Annotated in this window: 6 protein-coding genes, 9 tRNA genes and 3 rRNA genes; 2 read left to right on the forward strand and 16 right to left on the reverse strand. The window is 52.9% G+C overall.

What is annotated here, in order from left to right; all coding sequences use genetic code 11:
* Positions 1-153: 153 nt before the first annotated feature.
* On the reverse strand, positions 154-1665 hold the full coding sequence (locus tag MCG44_RS13995; protein ID WP_240288834.1) for a recombinase family protein: 1512 nt from the start codon (positions 1663-1665) through the stop codon (positions 154-156).
* Positions 1666-1936: 271 nt separating this feature from the next.
* On the opposite strand from MCG44_RS13995, the gene MCG44_RS14000 reads away from it, so the two are divergent.
* Together MCG44_RS14000 and MCG44_RS14005 are read left to right on the forward strand one after the other, a co-directional pair.
* Positions 1937-2131, forward strand: coding sequence for a helix-turn-helix domain-containing protein (locus MCG44_RS14000; protein WP_240288835.1), 195 nt, complete (start codon positions 1937-1939; stop codon positions 2129-2131).
* Between the two features lie 336 nt (positions 2132-2467).
* The gene (locus MCG44_RS14005) at positions 2468-2758 is read left to right on the forward strand and encodes a hypothetical protein (RefSeq protein WP_318653908.1); all 291 of its coding nucleotides are present in this window, start codon (positions 2468-2470) and stop codon (positions 2756-2758) included.
* Between the two features lie 772 nt (positions 2759-3530).
* On the opposite strand, the gene MCG44_RS14010 is transcribed toward MCG44_RS14005, so the two are convergent.
* From MCG44_RS14010 to MCG44_RS14080, 15 genes are all read right to left on the reverse strand, one after another.
* Positions 3531-3606 (reverse strand) — tRNA-Thr (locus MCG44_RS14010).
* Between the two features lie 112 nt (positions 3607-3718).
* Positions 3719-3795, reverse strand: a tRNA-Asp gene (locus MCG44_RS14015).
* Between the two features lie 42 nt (positions 3796-3837).
* Positions 3838-3913: transfer RNA gene (locus MCG44_RS14020), tRNA-Trp, on the reverse strand.
* A 3-nt stretch (positions 3914-3916) separates the two neighbouring features.
* Positions 3917-3993, reverse strand: a tRNA-Ile gene (locus MCG44_RS14025).
* Between the two features lie 65 nt (positions 3994-4058).
* Positions 4059-4134: transfer RNA gene (locus MCG44_RS14030), tRNA-Asn, on the reverse strand.
* Positions 4135-4172: 38 nt separating this feature from the next.
* A 5S ribosomal RNA gene (rrf, locus tag MCG44_RS14035) occupies positions 4173-4288 on the reverse strand.
* Positions 4289-4408: 120 nt separating this feature from the next.
* Positions 4409-4483 (reverse strand) — tRNA-Glu (locus MCG44_RS14040).
* A gap of 3 nt (positions 4484-4486) precedes the next feature.
* Positions 4487-4562, reverse strand: a tRNA-Lys gene (locus MCG44_RS14045).
* An 87-nt stretch (positions 4563-4649) separates the two neighbouring features.
* Positions 4650-7491 (reverse strand): 23S ribosomal RNA (locus MCG44_RS14050).
* 257 nt (positions 7492-7748) lie between these two features.
* A tRNA-Ala gene (locus MCG44_RS14055) sits at positions 7749-7824 on the reverse strand.
* Between the two features lie 25 nt (positions 7825-7849).
* Positions 7850-7926 (reverse strand) — tRNA-Ile (locus MCG44_RS14060).
* Between the two features lie 123 nt (positions 7927-8049).
* Positions 8050-9580, reverse strand: a 16S ribosomal RNA gene (locus MCG44_RS14065).
* Together the 16S, 23S and 5S rRNA genes with 9 tRNA genes alongside form the textbook arrangement of a ribosomal RNA operon.
* Before the next feature lie 513 nt (positions 9581-10093).
* The gene (locus tag MCG44_RS14070) at positions 10094-11227 is read right to left on the reverse strand and encodes a GerAB/ArcD/ProY family transporter (protein WP_240288837.1); all 1134 of its coding nucleotides are present in this window, start codon (positions 11225-11227) and stop codon (positions 10094-10096) included.
* 16 nt (positions 11228-11243) lie between these two features.
* On the reverse strand, positions 11244-12329 hold the full coding sequence (locus tag MCG44_RS14075) for a Ger(x)C family spore germination C-terminal domain-containing protein (RefSeq protein WP_186853176.1): 1086 nt from the start codon (positions 12327-12329) through the stop codon (positions 11244-11246).
* Complete coding sequence (locus MCG44_RS14080; RefSeq protein WP_147572631.1) at positions 12326-13834, reverse strand: spore germination protein; 1509 nt, start codon at positions 13832-13834, stop codon at positions 12326-12328. Before MCG44_RS14080 ends, MCG44_RS14075 begins: the two co-directional genes overlap by 4 nt.
* Between the last annotated feature and the right edge of the window lie 26 nt (positions 13835-13860).

Genomic DNA, 13860 nt, shown 5'->3' on the forward strand with positions numbered 1-13860 from the left:
AATCGTTCTCGATTATCTTTTTTTCTTCCCATACGATCATCCTTAGCTTGCTTTCAATATCTCTATAACCATTAAAGCACATATTTTTACAATTAATACGCAAACATGAAAATTTATTAGAGAAAAGAACAGCAATACCTAATAATTGCCCATTTAGAATTCAATCGCCCATTTAACGGTAATATTTTTGTTTGGACATATGATAATCTCATCAATACAGTCCATAATCTCGCTGAGAGCAATTTCTTTGTGACTTGCTTTCAATAATTTGCGAAACACTTGATACTGTCTTTCATAATCCGTCTTGCTTGTAATCAAACCATCTCGAATTGCTTTCTTTTCATTCGCTGCACTTTGAGCTACTCGAAATTCTTCTTTGCTGATTTCTCCGTCAACAAACATCTCATAATGACGAATAAAATTCTCAAAAGTCTCTTGATATTGCTGATCAGATTGGGCAATATCATTGTCAAGCCCCTTTATTACCTGCTTATAGTGTGAATCGGAAATAAAATGCTCGTTTACATATAACTTTAGTTGATAATAGACAGCGTGAAAAACATCTTCCTCCCGCACATACATACCAGTGCATTTACCAGCACCTAAACGATTTTTAGTAATACAGGTAAAGAAGTACCAATCTGCATGATTGGTTCCGCGCTTACGCTGCATTTTCCCACCGCAGCACCCGCAGATAACTTTCCCTTTTAAAACATTTTCTGTCGATTGGCCTTTTGTGGTAAGGTTAAACGCTTTCGCTTGAAATGACCTTTGAATGGCATCAAAGGTATCCGTTTCTACCAAGGGCTCATGTGTTGCGGCAACAGCTCTCTTTTCTTTTCCTTGTATGAGCATGCCGGTATAGGTTCGATTGGTCAGGATATACTTGACTGACCTGCTATTCCAATCTCCGTTTCCATCATCATAGTTTCCGGCCAACCCCTTTGATCTCGCATATTGGATTGGTGTGGGAATATTTTTCTCGTTCAAATACCGAACTATGGCGGTCATACCAGTGCCATTCGCTGCTAACCCAAAGATTTTTCGGACAACAATAGCTGCTTTAGGATCAGGAATGAGTTTATCGTGGTTAGATTCTGATTTTTGATAACCGAATGGGGCTCTTGGCCCAATAAATGTACCTTGTTGTGCTTTCATGTCTAAGGTCGCCTCCACTTTCTTTTTAATTTCAATAGATGTTTGCTCGTTAAATGCGTTTATTATGGGTACGCGTATTCTGGAACTGTAAGGATGTTCTTGGTTGGTAATACCGTCAATCGTATCAAATTGATCGTTTACAGATACAAATCGGACTCCGTTAGCTGGGAAAATGACTTCGATATAGTAACCGGTAGTAATGTAGTCCCTTCCCAGGCGAGAGAGATCCTTTACAATAACACAGTTGACTTTGCCCGCAAGTATATCTTCTATCATTTTTTGAAATGCAGGCCGGTCAAATCGCTGACCGCTAAAACCATTATCGATATAGTAATGCGATATAGGAATTTGGTGCTGATCGCCCCAGCGTTCGATAATGAATTTCTGATTTTGGATAGAATTGAATTCTTCCTGATTTGCAACTGAAAGTCGAACATATCCTACTGCATTGGCAGTAGAAGGTCTAAACATTTCTGTATACTGATGTTTTCTGCTTTTTCGTGCCATGAAAAAATACCCTCCTTCGCCAAAAAAGGCTACGGCGCAAACCGTAGCCTCTAACAATATCATAGCATATGGCATTTTCCGCTTCCACGAGGGAATGTCCATTTGTCGCTTCCACGAGCTTAGTCATACTTACGCAGCAGAGAAATACAAGGAGCTGGTCAACGGGGGATGGGCGCCCTGGACGCCCACTTTACCGTGTCCCGGCTCCTGGGCCATGAGCGGCCGGACGTGACCGACATCTACCTGACCTCGGTGAGAGGGGGTGGCGGCAATGGAGCGTAAATATCATTCCTTTGATGAACTACCCCTGACCCTCCGTGTGGAGGACCTGATGCCTATACTCGGCATCGGCAGGAATACGGCCTATGAGCTGGTGCCCTCCAAACAGATATACAGTGTGAAGGTCGGCCGCCAGCTTCGCATCCCGAAACAATCACTGATCGACTATCTAAAGCGCAAGCCTTGATCTGATCGTATGGCATAGGGCGGTTGATTTTCTCAACCGCCCATGCTATACTCACTGCATGAATGGGTACTCCATTGATGTAGCAGGAAGGAGGATATCGCCAACAAATGGACGTGACTGCAAAGGAGTATACATGAAACCACGTAAAAAGGGACAACAGTACGAAATATCTTACTGCTACCCATGTTATCCAGAGCCATTTTATGAACGATTCTCCTCTTATGAGGAGGCCAATCTCCGCATCGCTCAAATTGAATATGAGAAGTCTCTTGGCGTTTTCCAGCCGCCTAAGCCTGTTCCCAGCACAGTGCGGACTGTTCGGAAAAAGTATACACTGTGGGGGAATTGATGGACAAGTATGTTCAGGTCTACGGTTTGAACCATTGGGGCGATTCCTTTTTATCCAACAACCGCCACCGCATCGAACATTATATCAAGCCATATCTCGGCGATGTAGCCGTGAAGGATCTGACTACCCTTGACCTGAATGTTTTTTATGATTTCCTTCAGGATAAGCCCGCTGTGATCCTCAAGGGGCACAAAAAGACTGACGCCACAGTTTGTCTCTCCGTCATTGAAAAGACCCACGCATTGCTGAGAAGCGCCTTGAAACAGGCGGTCATCTGAGAATACATCCCCAATAACCCCGCCGAGCGTGTGACGCTCCCCAAATACAGGCCCGCCGCCTGGGCGGTTTGGAGTGCCAGCGAAGCGCAGCGTGCGCTGGATTGCTGTACTGATCCTGTTCTGGAGATCACCATGTTGCTTGGCCCTTGGCTGTTCCATACGGACCGGAGAGATTCTGGGACTGACTTGGGATTGTGTGGATGACTCGGATTAAAGTCTGAAGGATGGCACAACGCATGTTCCGTAGTCAAGGAGCTGAAACGCTACCAGAAGGATAGCTTACGGGACTTTGAGTGCCGTGGCCACTCTTCCCTGAACAGAAGAAACCGCAGTTCTCCACGTCCCTAGTCCTAAAGTCACCGAAAACTGAGGGCAGTGTCCGGACGATTTTCCTACCCAGAAAGTAGCCTTGGCCCTTCGGAATATCAAAGAATCCCAAGATGCGCTGAAATTGTTGAATGGTGACAAATACGCTGGCTATGGCCTGGTCATTACACATCAGGACGGCAAGCCCTATGAGGAACGCCGCCATTTGGCTCAGAAAGTAGAGGAAGATTTCTTTCAGAAAAGGCAGGTAGCAGTAAAAAAGATACCACGGATGAAGCAACGCTCTCTCACCAGCTACTGTAGGAAAATCCCGATATCGCCAAACTTCTCATTGCAACCCTGTAGAAGAAAAGCTCCTGAAATATGTTTGCTAGAGAACTGTATTATCCAACAAATACCCCAAAAACTAAAAAGCCTTGAACCCGTTGAGGCTCAAGGCTTTCGCTGGAGCTGCTACCCAGATTTGAACTGGGGACCTCATCCTTACCAAGGATGCGCTCTACCGACTGAGCTATAGCAGCAAATCTGTTCCCAAACGGAAACTATTCTAACAGGACATGGCTTAGAATTTTTACAGATAATTAAAAAACTGGGAGACTATTTAAACAACCGTATGGTTGAAAATCTATAAAATGGCGACTCGGAAGGGACTTGAACCCTCGACCTCCGGCGTGACAGGCCGGCGTTCTAACCAACTGAACTACCGAGCCATTTTAAACATATGAAACAGAATGAAATCTGATATTCTTTTTTGGCAGGGGCAGAAGGAATCGAACCCTCGGCACGCGGTTTTGGAGACCGCTGCTCTACCTGCTGAGCTATACCCCTATATGGTGGGCCTTCACGGGCTCGAACCGTGGACCGGCCGGTTATGAGCCGGCTGCTCTAACCAACTGAGCTAAAGGCCCATGACCGTTCTCACATTATTTCGGAAAGAGCGGCTTGCCGTCATATATTGGCGGCAAGCCGCTTCTGGCTCCCCAAGTTGGACTCGAACCAACGACCCTGCGGTTAACAGCCGCATGCTCTACCGACTGAGCTATTGAGGAATGTGAAAGGGTCCGGTCCGGATGGACCGGACCCTTTATGTTGGCGTTACCTATCTTCCCGGTCCGTCTCCAGACAAGTATTTTCGGCAGAAGCGAGCTTAACTTCCGTGTTCGGAATGGGAACGGGTGGACCCTCGCCCTAATCAACACCAACTACTACTTTCTCTTTGAAAGAAAGTAAGCAAAGAAAAAACTACCTTTTCTCTCCTTACCGTCTTTCCAACAGTAAGTATTATATCCGTTTTTGCTCAATTGTCAAGAACCATTTTATAAATGGTGACCCGTACGGGAATCGAACCCATGTTTGCGGCGTGAGAGGCCGCCGTCTTAACCGCTTGACCAACGGGCCGTGTGGTGCGCCTTCAGGGATTCGAACCCGGGACCCACTGATTAAGAGTCAGTTGCTCTACCAACTGAGCTAAAGGCGCATTTTGCGCTTTTGCCTGCACCCTGAAAACCGAACAGTGAAGCCGCATTCCTTGCTTACAAGCGCCTGCATTCTATTCTTAACCTTTTAGGTCAAGCCCTCGGCTTATTAGTATCGGTCAGCTCAACACCTCACAGTGCTTACACCTCCGACCTATCAACGACATAGTCTACGTCGAGCCTTACTCCATAAAGGATGAGAGATCTAATCTTAGGGGGAGTTTCACGCTTAGATGCTTTCAGCGTTTATCTCGTCCAGACGTAGCTACCCAGCTGTGCCCTTGGCAGGACAACTGGTGCACCAGAGGTCTGTCCATCCCGGTCCTCTCGTACTAAGGACAGCTCCCTTCAAATCTCTTACGCCCGCAACAGATAGGGACCGAACTGTCTCACGACGTTCTGAACCCAGCTCGCGTGCCACTTTAATCGGCGAACAGCCGAACCCTTGGGACCGAATTCAGCCCCAGGATGTGACGAGCCGACATCGAGGTGCCAAACCTCCCCGTCGCTGTGGACGCTTGGGGGAGATCAGCCTGTTATCCCCAGGGTAGCTTTTATCCGTTGAGCGACGGCACTTCCACTTGCATACCGCCGGATCACTAACTCCAACTTTCGTTACTGCTCCACCCGTCGGTGTCGCAGTTAGGCTCGTTTATGCGTTTACACTCAATGCACGATTTCCGTCCGTGCTGAACGAACCTTTGAGCGCCTCCGTTACCTTTTAGGAGGCGACCGCCCCAGTCAAACTGCCCACCTAACAGTGTCCCCCGACCGGATTCACGGCCGCAGGTTAGAAAACCAGTAAATCAAGGGTGGTATCCCAAGGGTGGCTCCACCTGAGCTGACGCCCAAGCTTCCAAGCCTCCCACCTATCCTGTACATGATTTACCAATCCTCAGTATTAAGCTACAGTAAAGCTCCATGGGGTCTTTCCGTCTAGTTGCGGGTAACCGGCATCTTCACCGGTACTACAATTTCGCCGGGTGGGCTGTTGAGACAGCGCCCAAATCGTTACGCCATTCGTGCGGGTCAGAACTTACCTGACAAGGAATTTCGCTACCTTAGGACCGTTATAGTTACGGCCGCCGTTTACTGGGGCTTCAATTCAAACCTTCGCTTGCGCTAAGCTCTCCTCTTAACCTTCCAGCACCGGGCAGGCGTCAGCCCATATACGTCATCTTTCGATTTAGCATAGACCTGTGTTTTTGGTAAACAGTCGCTTGGGCCTATTCTCTGCGGCTCCCCTTAGGGAGCTCCCCTTATCCCGAAGTTACGGGGTAATTTTGCCGAGTTCCTTAACAACCCTTCTCCCGTTGGCCTTAGGATTCTCTCCTCATCTACCTGTGTCGGTTTGCGGTACGGGCACCTTAGCATACACCAGAACTTTTCTCGCCTCGTTATTCTCCGACTTCCCTACTTGATTTCGGTCCCTTTCGCCCGGGTCAACCAACGCCCGGGTTCGGATAGCTCCAAGTGTCCTTCTGGTTTAAGTTTCGGTGGCTACGGAATTTCAACCGTATGTGCATCGACTACGCCTTTCGGCCTCGCCTTAGCTCCCGGCTTACCTTGGGCGGACGAACCTTCCCCAAGAAACCTTAGATTTTCGGCCATTATGATTCCCACATAATTCTCGCTACTCATTCCGGCATTCTCACTCGAATAAAGTCCACCGCTGCTTCCGCTACGACTTCACCCCTTATTCGACGCTCCCCTACCACTGCATTAGATGCAATCCCAAGCTTCGGTTATACGCTTAGCCCCGTTACATTTTCCGCGCAGAGTCACTCGACCAGTGAGCTATTACGCACTCTTTTAATGAGTGGCTGCTTCTAAGCCAACATCCTGGTTGTTTTCGCAACTCCACATCGTTTTCCACTTAGCGTATATTTGGGACCTTAGCTGTGGGTCTGGGCTGTTTCCCTTTTGACCACGAGACTTATCTCACGTAGTCTGACTGCTAGTCATCAATTATCCGGCATTCAGAGTTTGATAGGGTTCAGTAACTTTATCAGCCCCTAGCCCATTCAGTGCTTTACCTCCGGTAATCTAAACTAACGCTAGCCCTAAAGCTATTTCGGGGAGAACCAGCTATCTCCAAGTTCGATTAGAATTTCTCCGCTATCCACAAGTCATCCGCCACCATTGCAACGGGGGTCGGTTCGGTCCTCCATGGGGTTTTACCCCCACTTCAACCTGCTCATGGATAGGTCACCTGGTTTCGGGTCTATTGCACGCGACTTTATACGCCCTATTCAGACTCGCTCTCGCTTCGCCTCCGGTGCTGAACACCTTAAGCTTGCCACGTACAATAACTCGCCGGACCGTTCTACAAAAAGTACCTCATCACACTTTAACGTGCTTTGAGTGCTTGTAAGCACAAGGTTTCAGGTTCTCTTTCACTCCCCTCCCGGGGTCCTTTTCACCTTTCCCTCACGGTACTGCTCCTCTATCGGTCATCAAGTAGTATTTAGGGTTGGAGGGTGGTCCCCCCAGTTTCCCACAGGGTTTCACGTGTCCTGCGGTACTCTGGATCCTGACTAAATCGACTCAGCTTTCGCTTACGGGACTATCACCCGCTGTGGTCGGCCTTCCCATACCGTTCAGCTAGCCTATCAATCCGTTGTGTCAGTCCACAACCCCGAAGGATAAATCCTTCGGTTTGCCCTCTTCCGCGTTCGCTCGCCACTACTTGCGGAATCTCTGTTGATTTCTCTTCCTCGCCCTACTTAGATGTTTCAGTTCAGGCGGTTCCCCGCCTACGCCTATTTGATTCAACGCAGGCTGACAGAGTATTGCTCTGCCGGGTTTCCCCATTCGGAAATCCTGGGATCGAAGCTTATGTGCAGCTCCCCCAGGCTTATCGCAGCTTGTCACGTCCTTCTTCGGCTCTTGATGCCAAGGCATTCCCCTTGCGCTCTTATTAGCTTGACCTTCGTAGAACAACCTTTTCAAGCTGTTCTCTTGGTTCTATAAGAATTATGCAGGCCTCAGATTCAGTTTCATTGTAGTATTTGTTACCCTTTTAATTCCTTAAAAAGTCCACAAATTTTACTTTGTTACCTCTCTGTTGCTTGCTCGCAATTTCTTGCTTGCTTCACTGTTCAGTTTTCAAGGTGCAGTTCTCCGACCCTTTTCAAGGTCAGATCGAAATGCTCACCCTCTTGGGTAAACACTTCGATTTGATCTTGTGGTGGAGGTTATCGGACTCGAACCGGTGACCCCCTGCTTGCAAAGCAGGTGCTCTACCAACTGAGCTAAACCCCCTTATCCGGGTGCCCTCAGCTTTTGGTGGTGGGCCCAAGTGGACTCGAACCACCGACCTCACGATTATCAGTCGTGCGCTCTAGCCAGCTGAGCTATGGGCCCGTGAGCCCCCACCGCTCCCCTTACGGCGTGCGCCCTCTAAATTAAACAACGTGACCCCTACTTTGCACAGACGTCTGACCTTAGGACGTTACAAAAACCTATCGGCTTTTGAACTCTCCTTAGAAAGGAGGTGATCCAGCCGCACCTTCCGATACGGCTACCTTGTTACGACTTCACCCCAATTATCGAACCCACCTTCGGCCGCGCCCCCCTTGCGGTTAGGCTACGGACTTCGGGTGTTCCCGACTCTCATGGTGTGACGGGCGGTGTGTACAAGGCCCGGGAACGTATTCACCGCGGCATGCTGATCCGCGATTACTAGCGATTCCAACTTCATACAGGCGAGTTGCAGCCTGCAATCCGAACTGGGATGGCTTTTAGGGGTTTGCTCCACCTCGCGGTCTTGCTTCCCTCTGTTGACCACCATTGTAGTACGTGTGTGGCCCAGGACATAAGGGGCATGATGATTTGACGTCGTCCCCACCTTCCTCCGTTTTGTCAACGGCAGTCTCGCTAGAGTGCTCTTGCGTAGCAACTAACAATAAGGGTTGCGCTCGTTGCGGGACTTAACCCAACATCTCACGACACGAGCTGACGACAACCATGCACCACCTGTCACCGGTGCTTCCGAAGAAGAAGGTGTATCTCTACACCGGTCACCGGGATGTCAAGCCCTGGTAAGGTTCTTCGCGTTGCTTCGAATTAAACCACATACTCCACCGCTTGTGCGGGCCCCCGTCAATTCCTTTGAGTTTCAACCTTGCGATCGTACTCCCCAGGTGGGATACTTATTGTGTTAACTGCGGCACGGAGGGGGTCAGACCCCCCACACCTAGTATCCATCGTTTACAGCGTGGACTACCAGGGTATCTAATCCTGTTTGCTCCCCACGCTTTCGCGCCTCAGCGTCAGTTGCTGTCCAGCAGACCGCCTTCGCCACTGGTGTTCCTCCTAATATCTACGCATTTCACCGCTACACTAGGAATTCCGTCTGCCTCTCCAGTACTCAAGAACTACAGTTTCAAATGCAGGCCACAGGTTGAGCCCATGGTTTTCACATCTGACTTGCAGTCCCGCCTACACGCCCTTTACACCCAGTAAATCCGGATAACGCTCGCCACCTACGTATTACCGCGGCTGCTGGCACGTAGTTAGCCGTGGCTTATTCCTCAGGTACCGTCACTTGCTTCGTCCCTGAGAAAAGAAGTTTACAACCCGAAAGCCTTCTTCCTTCACGCGGCGTTGCTGGGTCAGGCTTGCGCCCATTGCCCAATATTCCCCACTGCTGCCTCCCGTAGGAGTCTGGGCCGTGTCTCAGTCCCAATGTGGCCGGCCAACCTCTCAGTCCGGCTACTGATCGTCGCCTTGGTGGGCCGTTACCCCGCCAACCAGCTAATCAGACGCGAGTCCATCTCAGAGCGATAAATCTTTGGCAGTCAGAGCCATGCGACCCAACTGCATCATGCGGTATTAGCAGATGTTTCCACCTGTTATTCCCCACTCCAAGGCAGGTTACTCACGCGTTACTCACCCGTCCGCCACTAAGTAACTCACTCCATTGGACGAATCCTCTGTCATGAGCACTCCGTTCGACTTGCATGTGTTAAGCACGCCGCCAGCGTTCATCCTGAGCCAGGATCAAACTCTCAATAAAATGGTATTTAAAGAACCGAAGTCCCTCAAATCATATTATTGAAACTTTTCCAAGCTTCAAAGAAATTTACGGTCATCCGTTTCAAGCTTCGCTTGTCTTCGAACAACCAAATCCATATCTGGTGCTTTTCGTTTGTCACGTTGTTTAATTTACAAGGTACACGCCGCTCCGTGCGGCGGGTTTTTATCTTACCACATTCAGTTCGCTTTGTCAAGAACTTTTTTCGAGCTTTTTCAAACTCTTTTGTCCTCTCATTCGCCGCTCCCTTAGTGGCTTGCCGCTGCCCTCGCGGACAGCTTGATTAGGTTACCACACTTCATTGCCTTTGTCAAGCACTTTTTTTCGCCAGTTTCAAACTTTTTTCGTCTGTCCCCTGGACCGCCTCATGTGGCTCCCTCCGCTCCCCCGCAGGGCTTGCCCCTGCCGCAGAGCGCTTGCTTATATTAGCAAACACTTCCTCCCTTGTCAACACTTTTTTCCCACTTTTTTCCCCTTTTTTTATCCCCTCCTTACCTACACCATATCTTCCCCTCCTTCACTCCCTCCTACCACTATATCTGGACCGCCTGTGTCTTTTTTCACAAAGGCATCCGACAGACACAGTAGGAGTGGGATACCCAACGTCAGAATGATATGCCCCCAGGGCAGGACCTCTCGGCTCCATCGCTCTGCCGCCGCTCCGTCGGAGAAGCCAGCCAGGGCGCCCACCGCGGCGACGGCCAACGCCCCCGCCGCCAGTCCCCGCTCCCTGAGTCTGGGAATGGCAGTCCTGGCCATAGCCCGGATAGAAAATAGAAGGAGGGCCGCCATGGTCAGGTCTGAAAAGGTCCATAGCGCGGACACTACGCTCTCCACCCGTTGAAACGCGCCTTCAACGCCTACGCTCTTGGCCAGGGCAAAGAAGGGGCTGTCCAGCCCTGCGGCCAGCCGAGGTCCCAGGTTACCCAGGATAACGGTCTGAGCCAAAGTAAGCAGGGCCATCCCGCCTAGCCCCCAAAACAGCCAATGCCAGTTCCGCTTTTCCTTCTGCCCCTCCAGAGAGCCTGTCAGGAAGGCGGCCCAGCCGCCCCAGCCCACCACCCCAAAGGCGGGCAGGGCGGAGCGGAGTATTCCTGGCACGTCCCCACTCCACAGCGGCAGCAAGTGCTCCGCCTTCACCTGTCCTAGGGACAAAACTAGGACCACTGCCGCCGTCCCCAGAAGGACCACCAGAAAAAGCTGCGCCGCCCGGGCAAAAGGAGCGAGCCGGCCAGTTCCCATCCAGAGGGCCATCAAAGCCAGGGCCGCCAAGAAAAAGATCAGCGATCCGTCCCGGTAACCCGAAGCCAGCAGGCGCTGGGCACAAGCGCGAAGGCGGATGGCCAGAAGGAGCTCCGCCCACACTATATATATAATGAGGAGCAAGTTTCCCCCTGCCCTGCCCAGCCGCTCGCAAAAGGCGAACGCCAGCCCCCGCCCCCCGGAAAGCCGTCCCAGCAGCCAGCCCGATACCAGCGCCAGAGGAGCGGCGGCCAGCGGAGCCAGCCAGGCGCCCTTCCCCGCGGCAGGCAGGGTCAGACCGGGCAGCAGCTCCGCCGCCGGGGCCAGCAGTCCGGCCCACACCATGGTCATGAGCTGGGTGCGTGAAATATGGTCGTTGTTCTTCACAAGCTTCCCTCTTTCCTCACTCCTGGATCGATACCCTGATCTGGAGGTCTGGTTCCAGCGCGGCAAAGATACTGGGCCAGTCCTCCTGGATGGCCTGCCATTTGCCGGGCGAGGTCAGGGCCACCTGGGCGCCCAGCCCCAGGCAGTCCGCCTGCCACTGGCGGAGCTTGTCCAGCGCCCCCCTAATTTGGTTTTCCACCTGGCTGGCCAGCCGTCCGGTCAATTCTTTCCGCTCCTGGTCGGACAGGGGGTAGCGGTACTCCAACAGGTCCGCTTCGACGCGGCAGGTCAGCGTCAGCCCCATCAGCTTATTCCCTTCCCAGATAGGGGACATCTCTGTATGGGCCTGTGTCACGCGGAGCGCGGCCCGGTTTTCGGGCAGTTCGCCCTCCAGGAGATTGACTCCCGGCCTGCCGGCCAGCAGTTCTAGCCCCCGGGCCTCCCGCCCCTCCAGATATCCCGCCAGCAGCTCACCCTTCAAGATACCATAGCCGCCCTCCAGCAGGGAGGTGTCCCCCTCCCCCCCTTCCGCCGGGATAAGGGCTGGGACATAGGCCGCCCCCTGCTCCAGCAGGTCGGCATACACCTCCCCGGCAGTACGGGAGATGGTCGCCACCCCCATCTCGCTGTCGATCTGCAGGGTGGAAAGGCGGGCCTCCACCCCCTGATCTCCGCCAGATCGAACCGCTTCCTCCGCAGAGGCCTCCCGGACCAGCCACAGTTGAGCTCCAAGTCCCAGCTCCACATCCCGGGCAAAGTAGTCCAGCACAGATACTACCCCATGGCGGGCCAGCTCCTCCCCGAGCAAAAGCTGGTCTACATATCCGAAAAACACATAGCTGTCGCTCTGGCCCTGCATGGCCAGGCAGGCTCCACTGAGGGACTGGCTCTGGGCGGATAGGACTAGGGCAGACTGTCCCTCCGCCTGCAGCCCTCTGGCCCGTGGACCGGTGGAGGCGGTGACGGACAGTCCCGTTTCCAGCCAGTCTACTCCCATGGTACGCAACAGGGCCATGTCCCCCATTTCCCTGGCCCTGGGCAGCGGGGAGCACCCAGCTAAAAAAGCACAGGCAAGGGCCAAGGCACACAGCCGTCCTCTCATTTCTGATTCCTCCGGTTCTTGGTGTCATAGGCTCCATCCCGCCACTTCATTCGCGGCAGGGGCAGGCGGATCAAGGTAGGGTGGCCTCTCCTGGCCCCAGCCCCAGTGGTAAAGGGGGCCAGATAGGGGATGCCAAAGCTCTCCAGCCCGGCCAGGTGATAGATCAGGGCGGCCCAGCCCATGGCCAGGCCGAACAGCCCGCCCACACTGGCCAGGACGGCCAGCAGGAACCGCCACAGCCGCAGGGCGTTGCCAAAGTCCTGGGAGGGCTGGGCGTACCCCGCCACCCCGGCGATGGCAACGGCGATGAGGACCGCCGGGGACACGATATGGGCCTCTACCGCGGCGTTGCCCACCACCAGGCCGCCCAGAATGGATACAGCGGACCCGATAGGGCCCGGAAGACGGAGGCCAGCCTCCTGAATGACCTCAAAGGCCAGCAGCATAATTAACACTTCAAAGACAGTGGAAAATGGCACTTCCTGTTTAGCGGCCACAATGGACAGGGCCAGCTTCACCGGGATGGCCTCCGGATGAAAGGTGACCAAAGCGATATAGAGGCCGGGCACCACCAGGGTGACCAGGGCGCAAAACCAGCGGATCAGTCGGAGGGCGGAGGACACCATCCAGTGGTAGGCTTGGTCCTGTCCGGTCTTGAAAAACTGGTCGATAGTGCCAGGCACCAGCCACCCCAGAGGGATCCCGTCGGCCAGCAGGCCCACTCTTCCCTCCAGCAGGCCCTGGCAGAAGCGGTCCGGCCGCTGGGTATAGGCCATCAGAGGGAAGGGGCTTCTGTCTCCCTCCACCAGATACTCCTCCAGATTGCCGGTCGCTTCCACCCCGTCTATATCCAGGTCCGCCAGCCTTTCCTCCAGCTGGGACACAGTGTCCGGATCGGCGATGCCGTCCAAAAAGAGTACATCCACCACCGTCCTGGACTGCCGGCCTACGATCTGCTCCTTGATTTTCAGTTGGGGGGCCTTCAGATGGCGGCGTACCATAGCGGTGTTGGTACGCACCGACTCCACAAAGGACTCACGGCTTCCCTTCAGGGCAGGTTCATTGTCCGGCTCCCCCACCGACCGTTTTTCCTCTGTGGGGACAGGCAGAGTAAGCGCGTCTATCCGGCCGTCAAAAAACAAAGCGCAGCTTCCCAGGATAAGGTCATTGACCACATCGTCCAGTGTATCCCGCCGGACTGCGGCCAGATTATATAAGGCCCCATACTGAAGCATAGAAAACAATTCTCCCTCTGACACCTGGCTCAGTGCCGGATTCTGGGTCAGGGGACGCAGGATATAGTCGTTCAGTCTCTCATTTCGGGCCATTCCCAACAGATAACAGACAGTCACCATCCGCTCCCTGTCCCCGTGGAGGTACATCTGCCGCTTGCTGAAGTCGGCACAGCCGGCAAATGCCGCCTCCAGATTTTCCAGTGAGAGCGGTCCGGGAAACAGGGGTTCCTTGCGGGGATGGGGCCCGTCCACCTGATTTTTGTTTGACATGACAGCTCCCTCCTTCCGGCATAGTT

This window comes from Lawsonibacter sp. OA9 (assembly GCF_022440585.1).